Annotated in this window: 16 protein-coding genes and 3 pseudogenes; 11 read left to right on the top strand and 8 right to left on the bottom strand. The window is 55.1% G+C overall.

From position 1 onward, the window contains the following. Position 1 precedes the first annotated feature (1 nt). From cydB to VRC33_RS06455, 4 genes and pseudogenes are all read left to right on the top strand, one after another. The gene (gene cydB, locus VRC33_RS06470) at positions 2-1,009 is read left to right on the top strand and encodes a cytochrome d ubiquinol oxidase subunit II (protein ID WP_338562021.1); all 1,008 of its coding nucleotides are present in this window, start codon (positions 2-4) and stop codon (positions 1,007-1,009) included. A 78-nt stretch (positions 1,010-1,087) separates the two neighbouring features. Beyond that, on the top strand, positions 1,088-1,234 hold the full coding sequence (locus VRC33_RS06465; RefSeq protein ID WP_338564109.1) for a DUF2474 domain-containing protein: 147 nt from the start codon (positions 1,088-1,090) through the stop codon (positions 1,232-1,234). Between the two features lie 158 nt (positions 1,235-1,392). Further along, complete coding sequence (locus tag VRC33_RS06460) at positions 1,393-1,647, top strand: CsbD family protein (RefSeq protein ID WP_338562019.1); 255 nt, start codon at positions 1,393-1,395, stop codon at positions 1,645-1,647. Between the two features lie 431 nt (positions 1,648-2,078). Further along, a pseudogene (locus VRC33_RS06455) lies at positions 2,079-3,419 on the top strand (carbohydrate porin). Between the two features lie 125 nt (positions 3,420-3,544). Here the strand turns inward: VRC33_RS06455 and fetB are convergent. The 4 genes from fetB to pqqU form a co-directional block, all read right to left on the bottom strand. Continuing rightward, complete coding sequence (gene fetB / locus VRC33_RS06450; RefSeq protein WP_338562017.1) at positions 3,545-4,303, bottom strand: iron export ABC transporter permease subunit FetB; 759 nt, start codon at positions 4,301-4,303, stop codon at positions 3,545-3,547. After that, positions 4,290-4,958, bottom strand: coding sequence for an iron ABC transporter ATP-binding protein FetA (gene fetA / locus VRC33_RS06445; protein ID WP_338562016.1), 669 nt, complete (start codon positions 4,956-4,958; stop codon positions 4,290-4,292). The genes fetB and fetA overlap by 14 nt, the downstream gene beginning before the upstream one ends. Before the next feature lie 239 nt (positions 4,959-5,197). Continuing rightward, the gene (locus tag VRC33_RS06440) at positions 5,198-7,588 is read right to left on the bottom strand and encodes a glucose/quinate/shikimate family membrane-bound PQQ-dependent dehydrogenase (RefSeq protein ID WP_338562014.1); all 2,391 of its coding nucleotides are present in this window, start codon (positions 7,586-7,588) and stop codon (positions 5,198-5,200) included. 147 nt (positions 7,589-7,735) lie between these two features. After that, on the bottom strand, positions 7,736-9,817 hold the full coding sequence (pqqU, locus tag VRC33_RS06435; RefSeq protein ID WP_338564106.1) for a TonB-dependent receptor PqqU: 2,082 nt from the start codon (positions 9,815-9,817) through the stop codon (positions 7,736-7,738). A 505-nt stretch (positions 9,818-10,322) separates the two neighbouring features. Between pqqU and VRC33_RS06430 the strand changes: the two genes are divergently transcribed. The 4 genes from VRC33_RS06430 (at position 10,323) to VRC33_RS06415 (ending at position 13,481) form a co-directional block, all read left to right on the top strand. Further along, positions 10,323-10,694 (top strand): hypothetical protein, encoded by a 372-nt coding sequence (locus VRC33_RS06430; protein WP_338562012.1) that lies wholly within the window; start codon positions 10,323-10,325, stop codon positions 10,692-10,694. 65 nt (positions 10,695-10,759) lie between these two features. Beyond that, complete coding sequence (locus VRC33_RS06425; protein ID WP_338562010.1) at positions 10,760-11,899, top strand: iron-containing alcohol dehydrogenase; 1,140 nt, start codon at positions 10,760-10,762, stop codon at positions 11,897-11,899. 220 nt (positions 11,900-12,119) lie between these two features. Beyond that, positions 12,120-12,896 (top strand): SDR family oxidoreductase, encoded by a 777-nt coding sequence (locus tag VRC33_RS06420; RefSeq protein ID WP_338562007.1) that lies wholly within the window; start codon positions 12,120-12,122, stop codon positions 12,894-12,896. 141 nt (positions 12,897-13,037) lie between these two features. Next, on the top strand, positions 13,038-13,481 hold the full coding sequence (locus tag VRC33_RS06415; RefSeq protein ID WP_338562005.1) for an RcnB family protein: 444 nt from the start codon (positions 13,038-13,040) through the stop codon (positions 13,479-13,481). 178 nt (positions 13,482-13,659) lie between these two features. Here the strand turns inward: VRC33_RS06415 and VRC33_RS06410 are convergent, their stop codons facing one another. From VRC33_RS06410 to VRC33_RS06395, 4 genes and pseudogenes are all read right to left on the bottom strand, one after another. Continuing rightward, positions 13,660-13,854 carry a hemolysin XhlA gene (locus tag VRC33_RS06410; protein WP_338564889.1) on the bottom strand — a complete coding sequence of 65 codons (195 nt, stop codon included), beginning with the start codon at positions 13,852-13,854 and terminating at the stop codon, positions 13,660-13,662. Positions 13,855-14,052: 198 nt separating this feature from the next. Further along, a pseudogene (locus VRC33_RS06405) lies at positions 14,053-14,510 on the bottom strand (RcnB family protein). A gap of 193 nt (positions 14,511-14,703) precedes the next feature. Continuing rightward, positions 14,704-15,108, bottom strand: a complete 405-nt coding sequence (locus VRC33_RS06400; protein WP_338562002.1) for a type III secretion system chaperone — start codon at positions 15,106-15,108, stop codon at positions 14,704-14,706. Positions 15,109-15,111: 3 nt separating this feature from the next. Beyond that, positions 15,112-19,850 (bottom strand): annotated as a pseudogene (locus VRC33_RS06395) (AvrE-family type 3 secretion system effector). Between the two features lie 885 nt (positions 19,851-20,735). Here VRC33_RS06395 and VRC33_RS06390 point away from each other — a divergent pair. Genes VRC33_RS06390 through VRC33_RS06380 form a run of 3 tightly spaced genes read left to right on the top strand, consistent with a single transcriptional unit; the run spans position 20,736 to position 24,189 of the window. Then, positions 20,736-22,265, top strand: coding sequence for a sodium:solute symporter family protein (locus VRC33_RS06390; protein ID WP_338562000.1), 1,530 nt, complete (start codon positions 20,736-20,738; stop codon positions 22,263-22,265). Next, positions 22,262-23,029, top strand: coding sequence for a glucosamine-6-phosphate deaminase (locus VRC33_RS06385; protein WP_338561998.1), 768 nt, complete (start codon positions 22,262-22,264; stop codon positions 23,027-23,029). The genes VRC33_RS06390 and VRC33_RS06385 overlap by 4 nt, the downstream gene beginning before the upstream one ends. After that, entirely contained in the window at positions 23,026-24,189 is a 1,164-nt protein-coding gene (locus tag VRC33_RS06380; RefSeq protein WP_338561996.1) for an amidohydrolase family protein, read from the top strand. Before VRC33_RS06385 ends, VRC33_RS06380 begins: the two co-directional genes overlap by 4 nt. Positions 24,190-24,223: the final 34 nt, after the last annotated feature.

Raw genomic sequence — 24,223 nt, 5'->3', positions numbered from 1 at the left:
CGTGGGTATTGATCTTCCTGTAATCTGGTTCACCATCATCGTCTTCTCGACCCTGATGTATATCGTGATGGATGGTTTCGATCTCGGTATCGGCATTCTGTTCCCGTTCAACAAAGACGCGACAGAGCGCGACATGATGGTTAACACCGTCGCGCCGGTGTGGGATGGTAACGAAACCTGGCTGGTGCTGGGCGGTGCGGCGCTTTACGGCGCCTTCCCGCTGGCCTATGCGGTGATCGTTGATGCGCTGTCCGCTCCACTGACCCTGATGCTTATCGGCCTGATCTTCCGTGGTGTTGCTTTTGAATTCCGTTTCAAAGCCACCGAAGAGCACCGTCCGTTCTGGGATAAGTCCTTTATTGTGGGATCTTACCTGGCAACCTTCAGTCAGGGCGTGGCACTGGGTGCCATCATCAACGGTTTCAACGTCACCAACCGTGCTTTCAGCGGTACTGAGCTGGGCTGGCTGACGCCGTTCTCGTTGTTCTGTGGTCTGGGTCTGGTTGTGGCGTATGCGCTGCTGGGCAGCACCTGGCTTATCATGAAAACCGAGAACGAACTGCACCGTAAAATGACCGCACTGGCTAAGCCGCTGCTGCTGGCTCTGCTGGCGATCATTGTGGTGGTCAGCATCTGGACGCCGCTGGAACACGCGAACATCATGCATCGCTGGTTCACGCTGCCAAACCTGTTCTGGTTCCTGCCGGTACCGGTGCTGGTGGTGCTGGCATCACTGGCCCTGTTGCGCTCACTCAAGCGTCATGCTCACTACTCACCGTTCCTGCTGACGCTGGCGCTGGTGTTCCTGGGCTTTACCGGTCTGGGGATCAGCATCTGGCCGAACATCATTCCGCCGTCCATCACCATCTGGGAAGCAGCTTCACCACCGCAGAGCCTGGGCTTTATGCTGGTAGGAGGTCTGTTGATCATTCCGGTGATTCTGGTTTATACCTTCTGGAGCTACTACGTGTTCCGCGGGAAAATCAAAGCGGATGAAGGTTATCACTGATTTTATATCAGTCTCCGGCAAGGTTCAGCGGACCGATCTCTGTTGTAAATGATTAAAGGTATTCAGGAGAACACTATGATGGTTGAGGCACAGACGACAAAATCCCCGGCGTGGAAACGCGTGTTATGGATGGTGGTCATTTACGCTGCCAGCGTCATGGCGCTGGGCGTCGTGGCAACGCTGTTCCGCTTTATGATGACTGCAGCTGGCATGAAGTCACATTGATTCTCTGAGTGCCTGTTACAGCAAAGGGCCGACTTTATGTCGGCCCTTTTTCTTTACATCAGTCATAAATAGTCACATTACCGGAGCGGTAAGTGGCAAATGATGGTCTATGCTTACTCTTATTCATGAGGAAATCATGCCACTAAGAAGGAGACAGTATGAGTCTTTTAGATAAAGCTAACGATAAAGCTGATGAAGCAATTGGTAAAGGCCAGGAGCAATTTGGTAAAGCTGTCGATTCTCCGGAGCATGAGTTTAAAGGCAAAGTGCGCCAGGGCGCGGCTAAAGCGACTTATGCCGTTGACGATGCGCTGGACTGCGTGAAAACTAAAACGCAGGACTCCCCGTTTGTTTCGCTGGCGATTGCCGCTGGCGTGGGCTTCCTGGCGGCGAAAATTTTCGGTCGCCGCTAGCCGGTACGGGTGCTTCTTAACGCACCCGTCTCTTTAAAAAAGGCCGACATTGTCGGCTTTTTTTATGCCTCTGGTCCCCCCAGCATTGCCCCTTAACACCCGTCTTCACTTCAGTAACCCCTTATTTTTGTGTGATTTATGAGCGCCACCCTGCTGCTTTGCCAGCCATTATCAGCCAGAAATGTGACGCGCTTAAAAACTTTGAACGCTAATTAGTTCATCACTAATTAATTAGCACTAATTAGAAAATAATGGTGCCTGATTAATGCTTTCATTCTGGCAGTTAAGGCCAGCACATCCGCGTTATGTCAGCACTTCCCACCACCAGCTTGCTCAGGGTAAAGGATAATGCTCCACAGATACGGTCGGCCAAAACCTTCCCTGCCCGGTAAACACCGGGACCGTTATTCCTGTATAAAAGGTGTTCCACAATGAAAAGCAAATGTCCGCAAACCCCGCTGAAAAAGTCGGCGGTTTTCTGTGGTGTGGCTCTGCTGCTGGCTTCCGGCTCCGCAATGGCTGATTTTGCGCCGCTAAGCGTCGACTCGCCCTACGCATTTGGCGACTGGGAAGGCAGCCGCAGCCAGTTAAAAGAGCAAGGCGTGGATTTCCAGGTCAACTACACCATGGAGTCGGCCAGTAATTTTTCCGGTGGCTATCATCAGTCGACCAGTGCGCGCTATACCGACCAGTGGGGATTTGGCACCACCCTGGATTTGGATAAGCTGCTGAACTGGAAAGACACGCAGTTTCAGGCGACCATCACCAGCCGTAACGGTCAGGATTTAACGCAGTACATCAACGATCCGCGTTCAGGGGGGCTCTCCTCAGTACAGGAGGTCTGGGGTCGCGGGCAAACCTGGCGTCTGACCCAGTTCTGGCTGAATAAAGGTTTCTTCGATAATGCTGTTGAAGTAAAAGCGGGTCGTGTCACCGTTGGAGAAGATTTTGGCTCCTTTGACAGCAATTTCCAGAACCTGGCGTTCGGTAGCGGTCAGGCAGGTAACTGGCGCGGAGACCGCTGGTATAACTGGCCGGTATCCCAGTGGGGCGGACGAGTGAAGTTTAATTTCACCCCTGAACTGTTTTTCTAGGTAGGCTTCTATAACCAGACGCCGTCGAATTATGACACCGGCAACGGGTTCCGTCTGGATGCCAGCCCAACGCTTGGGAATATGGTCCCTGTAGAGCTGGGCTGGAAACCTGCTCTGGGGGCTGACAAGCTGCCGGGCAATTACCGCATCGGTATGTATTACTCCTCGGTTAAAGGAGATAACTACAGCTCCTACAGCAACGGGCAGTATGGCGAGCAAAATCACTCTTACGGCGGCTACCTGCTGCTGCAACAACAGCTGACCTCAATGGATGGCGATAATCAGCGTGGGCTGGGAGTTACCGTACAGGCGGTGATGAACGATCACAAAACCTCGAAAACAGACAACTATCAGTCAATCTCCTTTACCTGGAAAGGGCCGTTTGATGCCCGTCCAAAAGATGAGATTGGGGTAGGTGCCGCCCGTATCCATGTGAATGATGATTACGGCAATATGCTGCGTGAGACAAACCGGGAGAATGGCGTAAACGATTATGACAACCCGACCTATCTGCCGATTCAGAGCGGCTCTGAATACAACTATGAGATTTACTATAACGCCCAGGTGACCAACTGGCTGAAACTGCGACCAAACCTGCAATACGTAGCCTCACCGGGTGCGGTTAGCGAAGTGAAAGACGCGTTCGTAGGCGGCATCAGCGCGAACATTAATTTCTGATATTAAAGTGAGCTGATAAGCAAAGCTCCCGCAGCATCAAGCGTGGGCAGAGCCTCCGGAGAGGGTTCACGGCGACTCTATGTTCAGCTCACTTCCCCGACCTCTTTGTCCTTGCAGTCAGGTAATTACCTGAGCTGTGCACGGGCGTTAAAGAAACGTTTGAAGGCCAGATACCCGGCGATGATGGTCGAGATACTGGCGGTGCCGAGCAGCATAAAGGTGACCATAATCTGATATTTAATCGCTTTTACCGGATCGATACCGGCGAATATCAGCCCGGACATCATGCCTGGCAGGCTGACCAGTCCCACTGTTTTTGCTGCATCTACCGTGGGGATCATCGCGGCGCGTATACTGGCCCGAACCAGCGGGCCGGAGGCGGTTTTCACCGATGCGCCCAGGCTCAACATCTCCTGAACCTGCTGACGATTATCGGCAAAACGCTGATTCAGATTGCTGTAACACAACCCCACCGCCACCATCGCATTGCCTGCGATCATCCCGGAAATGGGGATGACCTGCATCGGCATAAATTCAATTGCCCCGCTCAGCACCAGAATCACCAGCGTCAGCGTGGTGCTGGAAGCGATGGCGATAAAGGAGAGCACGAAGGCATTGCCAATGTTTTTGCTGCGTTTACGGGCATTCAGCGCTGCGTTGACGCAGATAAACAACACCATCAGTACCGTCAGCCAGGCGTTATTAAGATCAAATATATACTTGAGCACGTAGCCGACAATAATCAGCTGTACAATGGCACGCGAGACGCTCCAGACAATCTCTTTTTCCAGCCCCAGCTTCTCTTTGCGGCTGACAAACAGGGCAATCAGCACCAGAATCAGCGCCAGCCCCAGCGATTCATTGGTGATGTTATGCTGATTCATGAGTATCCTTTCCCTGTGCCGACACCAGCGTTAATACTCTCTGTGCCTGATTAATTTCAGCTTTATCGTGGCTAATCCAGATCGCCGCAACGCCCTTCTCCACGACCAAATCTTCGATCAACAATTTGATGGCCTGCTTATTCTCTTCATCCAGTGCGCTGGTGATCTCATCCAGTAACAGTACCTCCGGCAGGAATTGCAGATTGCGCAGCAGCGCCACCCGCTGTTTTTCACCGCCCGAAAGCTGCACGATGTTTTTATCCAGCATATCGGCAGCCAGATTGACTTTTTTCAGCCAGCTAATGAGCACTTCGCGATCGACTTTTTTCTGGCGGATTAGCCACGGCAGCGCCAGGTTGTTATATACCGTCTCACCAAACAGGACAGGGGTCTGATAGCAATAAGAAACCTGCTGGCGATACGTTTCGGGTTTACATTGGCTGACAGCCTTGCCTCTGTAAAAAATCTCGCCCTGCGTAGGGTCGAGCAGAGAAGCAAGGATCTTCAGCAAAGTGCTTTTACCACTGCCGGAGGGGCCGGTAAGAAGCATAAATTCACCCTGATGTAGCTGAAGTGAAACGGGTGATAACAGCCTGGTGCCATCCCGGGCATAGCCCACATCCTGCACATCCAGCAGGAGAGAAGTTTGCGACATTGTGATTAGCCTGAGTCAATTTTAACAACGCAATGATACCGCTTCAAAGGCAGCAAATCCCGACTAGTTGTCCGTTGCCTGCCCCCTGCCTGCTTACTCTTCCTGAACCTGCCACCTGCATATTCAGACAACCCGCCCTCTTCCGCTTTCAGCCATAAAAAAAGGACAACCGCCAAAACGGTTGTCCTTTTTCCAGTCTGAGGCCGGAATAACCCAGCCTCAGGGTCTGACGTTACGACTTACTTAGCATTATCCGGCAATGCATAGGCAACGATGTAGTCGCCCAGCTTGGTGCCGAAGGAGCCATGACCACCAGCCGCGATCAGCACATACTGCTTGCCGTTCACTTCATAGGTCATTGGCGTAGCCTGGCCGCCCGCTGGCAGACGCGCTTCCCACAGTTGATCGCCGTTGGTAACGTTGAACGCACGCAGATAGTTATCTGCGGTAGCGCCGATAAACATCACGTTACCCGCGGTAGAGATAGGACCGCCCAGCATAGGCATACCCATCTTGAACGGCAGTGGGATTGGTGAGCTGTCACGCACGGTACCGATGCGTTTTTTCCACACGATATCGTTAGTTTTCAGATCAACCGCAGAGACATAGCCCCAGGCTGGTTGCTTACAAGGGAAGCCCAGTGGAGACAGGAACGGGTTCAGGGTCACACCGTATGGCACGCCATACTGTGGCTGAACGCCAGTTTCTGAACCGCTGCCGCCTTTGGCATTCTCATCCGGCCACAGTGGGTTGCCCGGACCGCGTGGGATCAGTTTGGAAACAAACGGCAGAGCCATCGGGTTAGACACGGCGATCTGACGATCGGTGTTCACCGAGATACCGCCCCACTCGAACATCCCCAGGTTACCCGGGAACACCAGCGTACCCTGCTCAGATGGCGGGGTGAACGGGCCTTCGTAACGCATGCTGTGGAACATCACACGACAAATCAGCTGGTCGTAGATGGTAGCGCCCCACATATCTGCGCCGGACAGGTTTTTCTTCGGACGGTAAGTCAGCTCAGAGTACGGCTGGGTAGGAGACAGACGGTCGCCTTTAGCCGGGCCCTGTGGTACCGGAGTTTCCGGAGCAGGAACCACTTCTTTACCGGTACGACGATCCAGCACAAAGATGTTACCGGTTTTCGCCGGAACATAAATCACAGGGACTTTGTTGCCATTTTTGTCGTCGATATCAGCCAGAGTAGGCTGAGCCGGTACGTCCATATCCCACAGATCGTGATGCACGGTCTGGTAGAACCAGGCCAGCTTACCGGTCGTGGCGTTCAGTGCCAGCAGGCCGGAAGCGAAACGCTCCATTTCCGGGGTACGGTTGCCGCCCCAGATATCAGGCGTTGCCACACCGATTGGCAGGTAAACCAGATCCAGCTTAGCGTCGTAAGCCGCAGGTGCCCACGAGTTAGGTGAGTTAGCCACATAGTGCTGATCGGCTTCTGGCAGGACGTTAGGGTCTTTAGCGCCGGTATCGAAGGCCCACAGCAGTTTACCGCTGTTGACATCGAAACCACGGATCACGCCGGAAGGCTCTTTAGTCGAGTAGTTATCCGTTACCGCACCGGCAACCACAATCACTTTATCGGTAATCACTGGCGGTGAAGTTGGCTCGTAAGCACCGGCACGGGCGTTAGGCATGTTCTGCTGAAGGTTCAGCTTGCCGTTTTCGCCAAATTCCGGGCACAGCGCGCCAGATTCTGCATCCAGGGCATACAGGTGACCATCGTTAACCGGCAGGATGATGCGACGCGCGCACAGTTGCGGTTTAGTCCCGGCAGGCAGTGAAGCCACGTCCGGAGTCTGGTAGTAAGAAACACCACGACAGGTTACGTGCTGGAAAGAAGGATCGGCTTTTAACTGCGGATCAAATTTCCACTTCTCTTTACCGGTAGCCGCATCCAGAGCAAACAGGATCTGGTGTGGGGTACACAGGTAGAGGGAATCGCCGATTTTGATCGGGGTGACTTCATCAGTCAGCTCGCCTGGATCGGTTGGGCGCTTCATGTCACCAGTACGGAAGGTCCATGCCTCTTTCAGCTGACCCACGTTCTTGTCGTTGATCTGCTTCAGCGGCGAGTAGCGGGTACCCGCCTGATCGCGACCATAAGCAGGCCAGTCACCGGCAGCAATGCCGTCACCAGACTTCTCAACGTTAGCGGCTTGCTCCGGGCTGAGAGAGCCGTTGATTTCCTGCGGATCGTTGAACACTGAATAAGCCAGGGCGATCACAGTCACCACCAGCACCAGGCTCAGCGCGCCACGGGCAAATTTACCCTGGCTCAGGCCACGGTAAACAAACGGCAGAACCAGCCACAGGCCGAGGAAGAAGGTGACGTCAAGACGCGGCGTCAGTGCCCAGAAATCGGACCCGACTTCCCACAACGACCAGATCAGCGTCGCCAGCAGGAATACCGCATACAACAGCAGTGCTGAAGAGCGGCGACGGAACAGCAGCCAGGCAACAACCAGCTCAATCACACCCGCGATGATGTAATAGAACGAGCCACCCAGTTTAGCCAGCCAGATACCGCCAACCAGCAGGTACAACCCGCTGAGGACGGCAAACACAGCCGTAAGAATCACGAGGATCCGTGATAACGGTGCTTTACTTTGCATAGTATGGACCTTACCAAAATTTAACGTCTTCGATTTAGATCGTATGCTAAATCGCAAAAAACACTCGGATTCGTGCTTATTATCCATCCCGGTGTTTTGAACCTGCCGCTTAGCTCACGCTAACCGGCCGGCTGTCTGGATTCTTTACTACAGGAACGAGTAAGACAACGTGGCGCCCACGCCGTAGTTACGTCCCGGTGCCGGCTCGTAATACCGGCCATTTCCTTCGTTGACAATCACTGAGCCAACGTAGGCTTTGTCGAACAGGTTATCCACGCGGCTGAACAGGTCGAGCGACCACTTCTCCCAGCCAAATTTATAGCCCGTATTCAGCCCAACCACCGTATAGGAAGGCGCTTTGGCGTCATTTTCATCGTCAGCCTGAATACTGCCCATATAGCGGATATCCGCGCCCGCATGCCAGCCCTGTTCTGGCGCCCAGGCGAGTGAAGCGTAGCCCATATTTTTTGCCACGCCCGGCAGTCGGTTGCCTGAAGGAGTACAACTGCCGCTGTCATCGCAGGTTTCATTACGGTAAGTGGCATCGAGATAGGTCCAGGCCATCTTCATCTGCCAGTTTTCAGCGAACTGCTGGTCAAAGGACATTTCCACGCCACGACGGCGGGTTTTACCGGCATTCTTGTAGACCGAGCGGCCATTGCTGCTGTTGGCGACCACCAGCTCGTTATCGGTGTTGGTCTGGAACACCGCTGCGGTTAACAGGCCATAGCCAATGCGGGTTTTGCTGCCCAGTTCAAAGGTATCGCTGGTCGAGGGCTTCAGCCCCAGATTCAGGCCGGTGGTACTGCCATCCACGGAGCGGTAAGAGAGTTCATTGATGGTGGGCGTCTCAAATCCGCGACCGGCGGAGAAGTAGAGGTTCCAGGCATCGGTGACCGCATAATTCAGTGAGCCCATTGGCAACAGCTTGTGATAGCGCTTGCTGCCGCTGTCATCGCCGTTGCCGGTGGTGACGTAATAATCCTCAGAATCAAAGCTTACCGTGCTGTAACGCACACCCGCATCCAGCGTCCATTTTGGCGTCAGATCCCAGCTGGTTTGCAGGTAAGGGTCGAGATTCCACATCACATTTTTTTCATTGCGACGCTGGCTGCCCTTCTCGCCAAACTCCGGCACGCCGTTCACGAGATTATAGTTTTCAAACCCCTGACGGCGCTCGGTCATGGTTTCGTAATCAAGGCCACCAATGACGCTGAACGGCACTGAACCGATCTGATCCTGGTGCTTCCAACGGGTATCCACACCGGAATATTTTCTCTCCAGCACTATCACGCCACCCGGATAAGCTGGCTTCAGTTGAGGAGCCACAGGGATAGACTGATATTGCGTGGTGTGGCGCTCGCCATGCCAGGTGGTCAGCGTCAGCTGGTCGTTGTCACTCATCTCACGCTGATAACGCAGGCCCACCTGGGTCTGATCCAGGCTCTTACGGGTATTGAAACTGTCACCGCGAGGAGACTGACGGGGGTTATCTTTCCATTCAGCGCGGGTCAGGCCGCCCGGATCGTTAGCATCCACAGAGACGCTGTTGAACATCAGCGTCAGGGTACTGGCATCATCAAGGCGCACGCCCAGTTTTGCGTTGCCCAGATTTTTCTGAGTGCCACTGTGATCCCGGTAGCCGTGCGTAGTAAAGCGTGAACCTGAAACAGTATAGTTCACGTCGCCCGCGTGGGTGCCATCGCCGGTTGCGCCGCTGGCTTTGACGCTGTTGCGCCAGCTGCCAAAGCTGCCGAAGTAAGTACCGGCGGTCAGTGTGGTGGGTTGGCTACCGGTCTGGGTATCAATATTGACCACACCGCCTGAGGCGTTGCCGTAGAGGGCTGAATAGGGGCCGCGCAGCACTTCAACTTTATCAATGGAGTTGATATCAATATTGGAGGTCTGCCCCTGGCCATCAGGCATGGTGGCGGGAATGCCATCCACATAGACGCGCACGCCGCGCACGCCGTACATTGAGCGGCTGCCGAAGCCACGAACCGATAACTGTAGATCCTGCGCATAGTTCTGACGGTTCTGAATTTGCAGGCCCGGAACGCTGCCCAGCCCTTCAGAGAGATTGACCTGCGCGCTGTTGCTACGCAAATCATCGCCACTTATTACGCTGACGGCGGCGGGTGTATCCAGTTCCGACAGCCCGCTACGCTGTTTAACCACCAGCAGCGAGCTTTCATTGTTCTGCGTGGAGGCAGGTTCAGCAAAACTCACCGCAGGCTGGAGTAAAATCAGCGGCGTAAGTAAAAAAGCAGACGTTTTGTTATTCACAGGATCGGTTCGATTTTTTTGGTCAGTTCGTCAAAGTCTTTCAGCCGGGATCTGGTCAGCAGGAAAAAATCTGTTCACCTGGTGGTGGCCGAAAGCGCGCGCATCTCTGCTGCAAAAGTATACAAGCTGTTTTGAAACTTGCCCGCGAATCTCCCCACTTAAAATAGGGTAATAGCGCAATCAGTCGAGTAAAACGGCTGTTCAGATGCGGAGAATAAGGGGAAAGTGTCAAAATCGGCGTGAAGTGTAGCACTCAATAATCGGTTTGCGAACTGTTGTTAAGCGTTTAGCTGAATTGATTCAGTTATACCCCACAAAATGATAATGGATTGCTTACAATGCCGCTACGATGCCCGTTTAACCCTGTATTCATCAGGGTTTCAGGCCAAATCATAAGTAATCTATTCCCCGCTATACTCTGTGAATACTCTGATAAAAAGGAAGCTTTATGCGCTGGCAGGAATTCCCACATGGCCGCCTTCTGAGCCTGCCTCTGATTATCGCTCTCGCTGTGCTGACTGCCTGTTCGTCCGGTGAACGGGGTATGATCTGCCAGGGAGAGGTACAGACTCTGGGCGGCAAAACATTGAGCAAAGTTGAAGGGAAAATTGTCGACCGCTACGCCTCGTTCAGCGTCACGCTGCCCGATCTGAAGCTGGAAAGCGGTGTTCTGCACTCTGCCGACCGGCGACTTTACGTTCCCTCTGCGGTCACGCCTGAAGGCTGGCTGGCCATGCGCCTTTCTGATACCCGCTTTATGGTGGTTAATGCGCCACAGGATAAAGTTGTGACCTTCAACTGCCCTGTCCGCGCAATCTGATCTTTATCCTGCCGGCCAGGCAGGGTAGCCTGAGTGCTCCTTTTCTGACCCTACTGGAAAACCCGATGAGCACCAGCCAGATGATTGCTAACCGTCATACCTTTTTTGGCCGTGGAAGCCTGCGTGAACTGCTGCCGCTGCTGAAGAAAGAGGCCCAGCCTACCCTGCTGTTTTGTGGTCGTTCCTTTCTGCAGGGTGCCGCCTGGTCATCTCTGAAGGCAGAAGTGGAGCCGCTGCTGGCAGGCCATGAGATTGTCAGCCATGAAGCCTCGCCCGATGAGATTGATGGCTGGGTAGCGCGCTGGCGTGGCAAAGTTCACCGGGTGGTAGCCATTGGCGGTGGCAGCGTGCTGGATGCGGCTAAGGCCTTTGCCGCCATGAGTCAGCATCCGCTTAACACCCTGCGCTACCTTGAAAAAGTGGGCGATACGCCGGTAACAGGTGAAACCTTGCCGTTGATCGCTATCCCCACTACCGCAGGTACCGGCAGTGAAGTCACGCAGAATGCGGTGGTCACGGATAAAACCGGTATCAAAGTTAAAGCGTCGCTGCGCCACCCCAGTTTCGTGCCACAGACCACGATTCTGGATCCTGATTTACTGCGTGGCGCGCCCGATCATGTGCTGGCCTGCTGCGCCATTGATGCGTTTACCCATCTGTTTGAGGCTTATCTCTCCAGCAAAGGCAATTTCTTCAGCCGCCAGACCGCGTTGAGCGGTATGCGCGCTTTTATCAGCGCCTGGCCGCACCTTAACCGTGATGATGAACAGGGCGATCTCGCTCGCGAGCAGATGATGTTCGCCTCCTGGCAGGGGGGATTGAGCCTGAGCATGGCCGGTCTGGGCGTGATCCACGGGATTGCGGGCGAACTGGGTGCCATCAAGGATTATCACCACGGCGAAGTCTGCGGACGCTTACTTCTGCCCTTCCTGACGCTGTTGAATGACACGCAAGAGAGCCAGCAACAGATTCTGATGGCCGATCTCGCCACCGCGCTGTTCCCGGGCTTTACTCTGCCACCAGCCCGCATGCTTGCTCACTGGTTGCAGGATAATGCCATCACGCCTTTCTGGCATGATGCGCCGCCGCTGAGCGAGAAGGAAGTCAGTTGGATTCTGGCCCGGTCTAACAGTAAAAATTCGCTGGTAACGTACAGCGAGGAACAGCAGCGATTGATGCTGGAACAGGCATATTCAGTCGGCTGACCGTCAGGTAAATCCGGCCCGCCGGGCAGCATAGTGAACTTGTTCCCGACTCACGACTGACAGGCCAGCGTAGTGTCTGTCAGTCACTCCAGAACCGATATCAGCCCGCTTTTCAGCGCCCGGTTTTTCCAGTGATTTTGTTCACGAATGTAACGGCTGACAGGTTCACCGGTTTTGCCTGTCTACACTTATCTCTTTTGTGCCATCAGAGGAGATCACTATGAAGATTGAACTAAGCGGCAAAACAGCCATTGTGACCGGCTCAACTAAAGGGATTGGCAAAGGGATTGCTGAAGGTCTGGCGGCAGCCGGTGCCACGGTGATCGTCACCGGCCGTAGTGAAGATCAGGTCACTTCGCTGGTGAAAAAACTGGGCGGCGGAGCCAGGGGTCACGTAGTGGACTTAGGCACGGTGGAAGGCTGCAAGGCGTTGCTGGAAGCCGAACCAAAGTGCGACGTGCTGGTGAATAACGTCGGTATTTTCCCGCAGGGCGATTTTTTTGAAACCAGTGACGAAACCTGGCAATCCCTGTGGGACGTCAACGTGATGTCCGCCGTGCGTCTCAGCCGCGCTTACCTGCCTGCCATGAAGCAAGCCGGTTGGGGGCGGGTGGTGTTTCTCTCCTCCGAATCTGCCATTAATATTCCGGCAGATATGATCCATTACGGCGTCAGTAAAACGGCGTTGCTGGCCCTTTCTCGCGGTCTGGCGAAAGCGGTGGCAGGAACGGGCGTGACGGTCAATGCCGTGCTGCCTGGTCCGACGCTCTCCGATGGCTTTACCGATATGTTTAAGCAGGAGCTGGAGCAAGGTGCGGACCTGGAGGCGCTGGGCGTGAAGTTCGTGAAGGCCAACCGACCCACTTCTGTTATTAAGCGAGCGGCCAGCGTGGAAGAAGTGAGTAATATGGTGGTCTATGTCTGCTCGCCTCTCTCTTCTGCCACCACGGGCGCAGCATTGCGCGTGGATGGCGGCGTGGTGGAAACGCCGTTCTGAGTCAGTCTTTTGATAAGCAAGCGTAAATTAATCGTTAAGATCATCCCTCTCAGGATTAATCCGCTTGCCCTTGTTCCCCCTGGCCCCCAGATTGACCCCATCAACAAGCTTTGTGACTGAAATGACCAGGGAACATAAAAGATGAAAAAATCAGGAATTATTGCCCTTTCTGCGCTGCTGTTTGCCACCACCAGCCTGAGCGCATTTGCCGGGGGCCCACAGCAGGGTCACGATGAACAGCAGCAGCAGCAGCCGGTTAAACGTCCGCAGCAGGGTCAGCAGCAGGGCAATCAGCCGCAGCATGGCAACCAGGCGCAGGGTAATCAACAGCGACAATCTCAGGCTAATCAGCATGCAGCCAAACCCCAGCATGTCTCTGAGCAACGTCAGACGCAGCATCATGATTTCCACCAGGGCCGCCCGCTGCCGAAGAGATACCGTGGTGACGGTTATCAGGTTACCGACTGGCATAAACGCGGTCTGAAGGCACCCCCAGCCGGCCACCGCTGGCAGAACGTTGATGGCAATTACGTGCTGATTGCCGTGGCAACTGGCGTGATCACTTCTATCATTACTCACCAGTAATTGTGGATTCCCCCGTACCAGGGGGAGAACAAAAAGGCCCCACCAGAACAACCTGGCGGGGCCTTTTTTTATGCGGCGGTTTTACTAAATCTATCGGGAAACGCGACAGAGTTCACCGGTATATTATTGCTGTTAAATGAAATCAGGCGGGTAAAGCTATCTGCCCTGGCATCCCGGTTTAAAACAGCAGTTTCGCCAGCCCCAATCCCGTACCCAGAACGATAAACAGCGAAGCAACCAGCCATTTCGTTTGCCTGGCAAGTGAGGATTGCAGTTCACCTCTGACGCTTTCAACATCCTCTCTGGTGGCATAATTGGCTTTAATCACCGCCACATCAATCAGCAGCGTTTCCACTTTACTTTCCAGTAACATCACCCGGTTTATCATCCTTTTTATCCTCATATTCCCTCTACTGCTGCGATAATACGCCCGGAATAAAAAAATGCTACCGGCTCACCGCAGAAAGCAGAAAGATTACGAGCGAGATTCAGAAAATAAATACTGGTGCGGGCTTAAGCGGTGAAAGGCAGAAAACCGGCTGATACAAGGCGCATCAGCCGGGAAGGAAACTTAATGGAAGGCGTTATTCAGCAGGATAGAAGTGATGACACCTGTTGCAGCGGCAATCAGCACATAGTTACCGTCGATATAGGCCCAGTGCTCGCCGCGAGGCGGTTCACGCAGACCACGGTCATGCCAGTCATTCACACGGTAATCATCCCCCGGAAACGAGGTGGCATCGGATGGCCCCGACGGAAGTCGTGTCCCTGCCATGCAAAGCGATCGCGGGATTCATAATGACGATCCGGGCCGTGCCCACGATCGTCGTGGTCGCGACGATCGTCATGCCCGCGGTCATTGTGTCCATGATCGGGACCCCGACCTGAGTTTCCGTGGCCATCAGGGCCGCCGTGTCCACCCTGCTGATGCCACTGCTGTCCCGGAGGGCCTTCAGCCTGAGTCACCGTGGAGAACAATGTGCTGGCGGTGAAGACGCTCATTAAAAGTGCCAGAGTGGTTTTTTTCATGGTTATATCCTCAATTTGCTAACGGCTTCTGTTGCGCCGTTGAGGAGTACTATCGGCTAACCGGGCCAACAAAAATACTTCTAAATGTCTTAAAACCCATGAACTTACGGGACTTTACCCCTTCTTAGCGCTTTCTTAACACTATGAACGAATTAAGGACCTTCCGGACGAGAATGATTTGTGTTAAAGCGCCTCAGGCAGCCTGACGCAGCTCTGCAATAAAAGCGCTCACCTGCTCTGCCTGCAGGATAAAACCCTCCAGCGACAGCGCAAAACTTCTCGCATCCAGCGCTGCTACAGGCTGCTGGCTGCACAATCTGAGCGTCTCCTCCCCTTCCAGCGCCAGCCAGCAGCCACGCATCGCATTCATTTCAAAATTCAGCGCCAGCAGGGTCCGGAGAAAGTCTGGTGACTCACTGTTGAGCGTATCAATACGGCAATGAAACAGCACGCTGTCGCTCTCCGGAGGCAGCTCAACTACGGCTACCTCCTGCTGCTGCTGATTCACCAGCGCACATACGCCCTCTTTCAGGCTCAGCGGCACGTTGATTTTACGGCCATACTGGCTCAGGAAATGATTGATCTGTTCAGCTGGCATCCGTTACCCCTTAAGTACAAAGTGCTGTTCCTGCCCGCGCTGCAGCGCGCTGGCAAGATCCGTTGTGGCTTTGGCAATTCGCCCATCCAGAGCGTACTGAGTGGGTGTGTCCTGATTTTCACCGTAGCTGAAATTGATTTTCCCGAGATTACGCTTCATGGATACCGAGGCGTTGTTCGATCCCCCTAACAGAAATGCCGGGGTGGCAAAACCATCGGTCTTGATCTGCGTTTTGGTAAAGGCGATCGATTTCAGCCGCAAATTATCGCGATTGGTCAGTTCCGCCATCATCTCTTCCGGGCTGTTGCCGTGCTCCAGCCAGCGTTTCTCCAGCCTTTCCCGCACTTCATCCTTAAGCTCCAGCGTAACTGTGGCATCGGTACTGACGTTATCCTGTAGCGTGGCAATCAGCGACTGAAGCTGGTGATCATTGCCCATCAGCTCGCGAATCCGGGTGGCATTGCTGGCATTCAGTTTACCGTCAAGCAGGTGAGAAAGCTGGTGCCACAGGCCATTGCTGTCCACCTTGCTCAGGTTGGCATAGGTAGTCTGATACTCGCCGCTTTGCAGCAGCTTTTTCCCCCATCCGCCGCGCTTTGCTGACGGGTGAGTTTATCCAGATCGCGTAAGGCCGCCTGTTGCCCGTTGTTCATTGTCGCCCTGTTGCCCGAAGCAAAATGGGTGTTCAGCTGCGCCAGTTTCTGACGCGATGTCAGGGGAGTCGCCTCTGCGTCATCCTTTTTGTCTTTAAGTGCCTCCATCAGCGCGGCCGTTTTGGGATCGGCAAAGCTTTTCCCCAGGGTCTCCATAAGTTTATCAATGTGCACCGGCTCCGGCGGGCGGGCATTTTTGGTTTCCAGCGACAGGCTCTGCCTGGTCCGGTTATCAATAGACAACTGGATACTGGCCGCCGGCCCGGCAAAAAAGGGCATCCGCCCCTCGTCGTTCTTTACCATCACGCCGGTGGGCAGGGCAAAGTTCGCCCCTACTGAAGCTTTGTTCAGACCCCGCAGACGGTTATTACTGCGGCTGAAGGTGGTGCTCTCTTCTTTGCTGCTGCTGCCCCTTTCACGGGATCCCGAAAGCACATTCACCCCGGCATAGGCTCCGCCGCCTACGCGGAAGCTGGCAGGCGTATCTTTTTCATGTTTATTGGTCAACGGCACCCCGGCGGAAGCCAGTGCGGCGGCATTGGCATCCAGACTGACGCTCATTACAGTGCCCTGTTTCACGCTGTGATTGATTCCTCTGTTCAGCAGGGAAAGGGGATCCAGGGTGCCGTCGGTCAGTCCCTGTATAAACTCCGGCAGCTCAGCCTCCGTGATATCAAAACTGACGCTGTTCTGCTTTTTCAGATCCAGAGGCGTCGCAGCGACCACGCCCCCTAAACGCAGAGCGGGGGAAAGGTTACGGTCATGATCAATGGGCACCTCATGGGCGGAATCTTTCATATAATCGGTCAGCAGATTGTAACCAAACCCGGTAAATGCCGTGGCGCTACCGCCGCCGTCCCGCCCAAAGCTGACGTTGACTCCCCCTTCTCCACGGGTCAGGTTCATGCTGTAGCCCCGATCCAGATTTCCCCTTCCGCCCACGCCAGCAATAATCTGCGTGCCCGGAATACCGGTCAGCGCCGTTGCTGCGCCGTAGGATCGGCTGAAAGAGAGGCTTTCCCCTTTTTCCATTGATAACACGGTGTCCTGCATTCTCCGGGCGAGCGTCTGCTGATCTTCCGCCTGCATCACCGTTCGCGTGGTGACGTTCATACCATGATTTTCTTTGGTAAAGGCCTTGATCATCGACTTCATCGCATCGTAGTTGGACTCCAGCTTGTCATTGCCGGTAAACCCCTGGCTGGTGACTTGTTTAAGCGGATTATTTTCCCACTCCCGATCCCGCAACTGACGGAATTCGTTGCCCAGCGCATTCAGCGTTTTTTCGCGAATATCCCCCTCCAACGCCATCGCAGTCGACAGGCGTCCGGCCAGATCGTGCATTCTGGCATTGGTCAGGCCATCAAGGATCAGACGGGACTTTATCAGCCCCATGCTGTCATGTTTGTCGCGATTCAACCCAACGGGGATCTCAGCCGACGCTTTTTGATGCGAAAGCTGCACCCCCTGGTTTTGCAGGTCTGACAGGGCCATCTGGGCAAGATTGCCTTTGCCGGTCGGCTGGAGCGAAAAGAGCAAACCGAGCTTGCTGGTAAGATCGTCCCGCCGGGTGCTGGCCGGGTTCAGGTTGCCGGTGAGGGTATTCAACTGCTGCTTAACGCTTCCCGCAGGCTGGCCATATTGCTGCTGCAACAGCCCGGCCTGATGCGCTGCGCTGTCAGCCAGCTGGGTAGAAAATTTTTGCATTTCACCAAACCAGCCAGGAAGCGCCTGTTGAGTGGAAAGCGTTTTGAGCTTAAGGCTCAGGGGCTCTTCCGGCCTGACGGAGCCAGGAGATTTCAGCCTTTGCAGGCTGTGCAGATGCTGATTTAAATCCGCCAGCTGTTGGCTTTGCTGCTGATAAATGTCGGATAAGCCCTGACGGCCACCATGCGCATGCTGGATCAGGTTAGCCATGTTTTTCAGTGGGCGGGGCGTTTCCAGCGTGGGACGGAAAACGAAGGTACTCAGCCGGGTTTTGAAAGGCGTATGCACTTTATGCCCGTCATGGCCGGACTGCCCGAACGTATTAACCTCACGCTTGAAAGTAATGCCGGTCCTGCCCAGTCTGGCGTCTTTGGTCGCTGCACTCAGGCGATCGTAATGCTGATCTGCCAGATTTTCCTGCAACCGATCGCCAGCGGATACGCCATTAGCGATGGGTTTCCACTCGCCTTTTTCCAGAGCCAGCATCCGTTTGTTGTCCATTTCCAGCAGAAGATGACCTTTCTGATTGCCCTGAAGCTTCGACGGTTTTGCGGCCTCCTGCGGTTCAAATTCGTCGCCCTGCGCAAGGTTGGGTAAGCGCTCTTCACGCAGTTGTGACAGCTTCCCTTTTTGCCAGTTCTCCTGGCTAAGACTGAAAACTTTGCCTTTATCGCTGAGCATAATCAGTTGATTTTCCGGCCCTAAAGCCAGGTCTGTCAGCTTGTGCATTTCGGGTTCACCGGCAGGCCCGATAAAGTTTATCGGACGATTCATAGCCTGACTCAGCGCCTGATGGCTAAAGGTCTGCGTCATTTTTTTATCGCGGCGGCTTTCGCTGTCCACCTGATGAAAATGCACGTCACCATTGTCCTGCAGCGTCAGGTAGCGTCCGGTGTCCAGTACCGCAGACGCCAGCGTTTTCTGGTTTTTATCCAGCCCCGGCATCGCCAAATCTTCACTGACGCTTTTCTTCACCTGAGGAAGAGCGAAGACATTCTGATTGAAACTCACGGCGTTGCTGGAGAGATTGACCTTGAGTCGCTTCAGCTGGTTGTCTTTCATCACCCAGGCCTGACCATCCTGCCCGGCGTGCAGCCGATCGGCTTTGACGTCAGAGGCTTCCCAACGGCGGGTGGTGTCATTAAAGAAATGCACTTTACCCTCCTGCAGCGACAGTTTGCCGGCCATGCCGATATCGACAATCTCACCCCGCTGAGGCGTGATTTCCGGCAAACCTTTCTGGAAGTCCATGACCAGGCTGTCAGTGAGATTCCAGCCCGAAGGTGGCCGGGGCTGAGAAGGGTTGAGGTTCAATGCAATAGCATGCTGGCGATCCATGCCATCTTTCACCAGCGCATGAATAGTGCCACCGGCCTGGATAAAATCCTGAACATGGAAGCGATCTCCGGTGATATCGGCGATTTGCTGATGGAGCTGATTACGCAGCGTCTGGTTATTTTCTGCCGAAAAATCCAGTGAATCTCCCTGTTCACCGGGACGGGTGGCAACCAGTAAACGCCCTTGGTGATCGGCGGCAAGAATATGCCGATCGTTCTGGGTAATCCCCGCCAGCGTGGTTTCAGGGGGAATAACACCCAGGGTCCGGTGAGACCCGGCTGGGCTGTCTGAGCGCGCAAGCCATTTCACACTTTGCTGTTTGCTCTCTTCACCGGTCAGCAACAGTAAAGCCTGTCCGTCAGGCGCCACGGAAACATTGCTGATTTTGTCCTCAAAACGGGGGCTTTGCGTCTGGGTTTGCAGGTTATGGAGGTGGCGATCGTCATGGATGACATAGAGCGCATTATCGCCCTGTAATGAGAGTTTTGACTGATCCTTCTCTTTATCCAGCAGCGGGAAATCAGCCTGTTTCCATCCCTCATCCTGCGAGGCGAGCTGGTAAAGTTTGTCCTTGTGCAGACGAAAGGCCGTAGTGCCGCTGGCTGAGGTTTGCTTGTGCACGCCTGAAAGCTGGCTGAGGATGGCGGCATCCGGCAATCTGACCTGAGCGGCAGGTTGCCGGGCTGGTGCGCCATTCCGCGCAATCTGTACGGTGCTTTGGTCGGCACTCAAGGTCAGTGCATGATCGGTCACCACGGAGGCCCGCTTTCTGGGGAAAGAGGAGCCGGGGATTTCTTCACGCTGCCACTGAGGATTGGCCTTGCTGTGCGCTATCCCTGTGACGCCATCAGGAGCGGAGTGCAACGAGAGCAGCCGTCCACCGTCTTCCAGCAGGGTGTGCTGCTGGTCATCCCGGCTGGCCACCACGCTTTGATAATGCATTTTGGCGTGACCCACGGTCTGTCTGACCAGCGCTCGCTGTACATCGCGCCCTTCAAAAGCGGCTACAGAAGCGTTTCGCTTTGCATTCAGGGTAATTCCCATGGTGGAGGTGGCCACAGGCTGACTGGCTGCGGCTGCCGGTTCAGAGGCGATTGAATGATTACCGGATACCGACTGACCGTCAGAGACGCTGGCATTGTCCGCTGGCGCGGGAGGCGGATTACGAACGGGTTGATTATCTGCCGGCTGAGCGTGCAGGCTCGCCAGCCCATCCCGGATGTCCTGTGCCAGCCAGCCATCGGTCAGTGTCGGAAGGGTGACGTTCAGCCGGTCCAGAGGCTGCATCTCATAATGTCCGGCATCCGTAGCCGGGGGCGGCGCAACGTTGCGGGTCGACGCCCCCACACCAGCATTTCGCCGGAACAAAGGCATCTGGCTGAACGCTTTAAAACGGCCACCGCCTGTTGCGCGCTGGCCGTTCCCCTGTCGAAGCCCCTGCCCCGCAGCCCCGCCCTGCTCGCGAGCCGTTGCAGCCAGCGTGCCGCCGCCCGCCTGACGGGGGCGCGCCTCCTGTTGAGCCACAACCTGGCCCTGACGTCCCCCAGGCTGGGCATTGATCTGCCCCTGCTGACTCTGGCGCGCCGATCCTGCCCGCTGCGTATTATGCAGGCCCGATGTATTGAAAGCTGTTCTGATCCCCGATAACACAATCTCTCTCCCGGCCAGTCATAGCATCCTTAAACTCTTTCTGGGTGGCGTTAAATTCGCTGCGGTTCCTTAAGACATAAGTTTTTTGCATGACCTGACGGCGAAACAGAAACAGCAAAGGGTGACAGTGAACACATTTCGACCAATCAGGGAGTGCTATTTTTAATTAGTCCTAAGTAAGGATTAATTAATAAACGCCCTGCTCACCTCTCTGTACCGGTGATGTTCCCCCGATTTGCCGCTGGCAAATCCTACTCACTCACGTCTGCGGAGTCCGCTATGAATGCACTTGATTACAGTGTGATGGCTTTATATGCAGTGATGATTGTCTGTATTACCTTGTGGGCCATGCGTCGCATTGGCAGCACCAAAGATTTTTTCGCCGCCGGGGGAAAAATGCCCTGGTGGCTCTCCGGCGTTTCTCATCATATGTCCGGCTACAGTGCTGCGGTGTTTGTTGCCTATGCTGCTGTCGCCTATAACGTTGGGATCACCATCTACTTCTGGTGGGCGTTTCCGATCTCGATCGCCGTGTTGCTGGGCGCGGCGATCTTCGCCCCCCGCTGGGCACGTTTGCGCATTCACATGAACATTGAGTCACCGATGGAATATCTGGCTACCCGCTATAATGTGCCTACCCAGCAGGTGCTGGCCTGGAGCGGCGTACTGCTGAAGGTGTTTGATGTTGGCGCGAAATGGGCAGCCATTGCGATCATCATCAACGTCTTTACCGGCTTCGATCCGCTGATGGGGATCCTGATTTCAGGGGGACTTAGCCTGTTTTACTCGGTGATGGGGGGCCTGTGGGCAGATGCCTGCAACGACTTTGGTCAGTTTGTGGTGCAGTTTGTGGCGGCTATTGTGATGGTGGGTGCGGTAGCCCTGCACCTGGGTGGCGTAGATAACCTGTTAACCATCTGGGATCGGCTGCCGTCCAGCCATACCACTATCGTGCAGGAACCTTACTCCCTGGGTTTTATCCTCGCCTATTTTGTGATTTATACCCTGAGCTACAACGGAGGAACCTGGAACCTTGCCCAGCGCTTTATCGCTTCACCCGGCGGTAAAGAGGCGCGAAAAGCCGCCCTGCTCTCAGCCTCGCTCTACCTGATTTGGCCTCTGGTGCTGTTCTACCCGATGTGGGCTGCCCCCTTGCTTTATCCCGATCTGGCCGATCCTTCACGATCCTATTCATTAATGGCGATGGAGCTGCTGCCAAACGGGCTGATCGGACTGGTGCTGGTGGCGATGTTCACCCACACCCTGTCGATGACTTCTTCGGATGCCAATGCCATTACCGCCGTGGTCACCCGCGATATTCTGCCGGTTTTGCTGCCAAAACGGTTTTCTCACAGCACCCCCTCACTGCTGGCTGCGAGGATCACCACCACGCTATTTATTCTGCTGACGCTGGTGATTGCCATCAACGCCGGGCATTTTGGCGGCGTGCTGTCGTTGCTGATTGTCTGGTTTGGTGGCCTGGTGGGGCCCATCTCCATCCCGATGCTGTTGGGTCTGCTCCCCTGGTTTCGTAAAAGTGGCAGTACGGCTGCCATCGCCTCCTGGGCGCTTGGGGTTGCCGTATTCTTTATCGTGAAGTTCCTGCTACCCGGCGTGACCACGGCGGTAGTGGTAGCCTCACCCGTTCTGACCTCGCTGGTTGTTTACAGTGTCTGTGGATGGTTGCGCCGTAGCCCGGTCGCTCCCGAAATTGATGAATTGCTGAATGCCCTGAATCAGGACGGCCCGGCAAAGGATCGACAAATTAAACCGGCTTACCAGAATGAAGCCACAAGGAGAGCAGAATGAGCACCAAGGTTCAGCATTATCAGGTAGATCGGTTGCAGGTAGCGGTGTATGAAGATCGTCAGACGATGGGATCTCAGGCGGGACAACAGGCAGCGGACCATATACGCCAGCTACTGAAAACCCGTCAGGAAGTCAGGATTATCTTTGCTGCGGCCCCGTCGCAAAATGCGTTCCTCGCAGCCATGTGTGCCGCAGAAGACCTCGACTGGTCACGGGTTACCGCCTTTCATATGGATGAGTACACCGGCCTTGCGGCAGATGCTCCACAACGCTTCAGTGCGTATCTGATGCAGCATCTCTTTCAGCAGGTTAAGCCCGGTAAAGTGCATCTGATCCCCTGCTCCGGAGAGAGTGAGGAAATCTGCGCGCACTACGTCAGTCTGATCCGGCAGGCCCCCATTGATATGGTCTGTCTGGGGATTGGGGAGAATGGCCACCTGGCCTTCAACGATCCTCCGGTAGCTGACTTTGCCGATCCGCAGCAGATGAAACGGGTCGAACTGGATGATATTTGTCGCCAGCAGCAGGTCAATGACGGCTGCTTCCCGTCGCTGGAGGCGGTGCCTCGTTATGCGCTGACGCTGACAATTCCGACGCTGATGGCCGCGCACCGTCTGTTCTGTATGGTGCCCGGAAGAAACAAACGCCGGGCGGTGCGGGATACTCTGCAAGGCCCGATTTCTCCTGCCTGCCCCGCCACCGTTCTCCGCTGCCATCCCGCCTGCACCTTATATCTGGATCGCGATTCAGGAGAAGGGATATGAGTGAAACAAGCCTCAAAGGCAGAGATTACCGTACGGGTAAGGCAATCGAAGTGCGCACGGAACAAGGCCTGATCGGCCAGATCCTGCCGCTGCAGGGCGACCCTCATTTGCCGCTCATTGCCCCCGGTCTGGTGGATCTCCAGGTTAATGGCTTTGGCGGCCTGGATTTTAACCATTTTCCGTTCTCAGTCGGGATGGTTGACCAGGTGACCCGGTTGCTGTGGCAACAAGGGGTAACCACCTATATGCCGACGGTGATCACCGCCAGTGACCTGGCGATTGAAAGCGCCGTGGCCAGGCTGGCCGAAGCCTGCCGCACCAGCCAGAGGGTGGATCGTGCCGTGGCGGGCATTCACCTTGAAGGCCCCTTTTTATCGCCTGAAGATGGCCCGCGGGGCGCGCATCCGCTGGCACATATCAAAGCGCCGGACCCCGCACTGTTTCGTCACTGGCAGGAGTGTGCCGGTGGCAGGATAGCGCTGATCACGCTCTCTCCGGAATGGCCGCAATCCGCAAATTTTATTCGTCATTGCGTGGCATCCGGCGTGAAGGTTTCGGTGGGCCATACTTCAGCCACCGCGGAAAACATCTCGGAGGCTGTGGCTGCCGGGGCAACGCTTTCAACCCATCTGGGCAATGGGGCACACCTGCAGCTTCCGCGCCATCCCAATTATATCTGGCAGCAACTGGCGGAAGATCACCTTGCCTGCGCGCTGATTGCCGATGGCGATCACCTGCCGGCATCAGTGCTGAAAGTATTTATGCGGGCCAAGGGGGAACAGGCGTTTCTGGTGAGTGACGTTACCCGCTTTGCCGGAATGCCAGCAGGCGAGTATGACTCCCCGATTGGCGGTCGGGTGGCGTTAAGCCCAATGGGCCGGTTATCGGTAGCCGACAGGCCAGAGTTGCTTGCCGGGTCGGCCAGAGGGTTGCTGGAGGGGGTCAGTCATCTGCTGCGTCAGCAGCTCGCCTCACTGCAACAGGCGCTGGAAATGGCCTCGATCCGCCCTGCCCTTCAGCTTAATCTGCCGCATAAGCAGGGACTGGAGCCAGGCGCGCCCTGTGATGTGATCCTGCTGCGGGAAGAAGAAACCGGAGGCCTGGCCCTGCAGTCCACCTGGAAAGCGGGGGAAAAAGTCTGGGAGGCTTGTAGTAAGTAGCCGCTTGCTGCCAGACTAAGGCAGGACGGTTTAT

Source organism: Erwinia sp. E_sp_B01_1 (assembly GCF_036865545.1).
Classification (GTDB): Bacteria; Pseudomonadota; Gammaproteobacteria; order Enterobacterales; family Enterobacteriaceae; genus Erwinia.
Note: the sequence above shows the minus strand (reverse complement) of the source record. Positions and strands in the feature narration are given on the sequence as shown.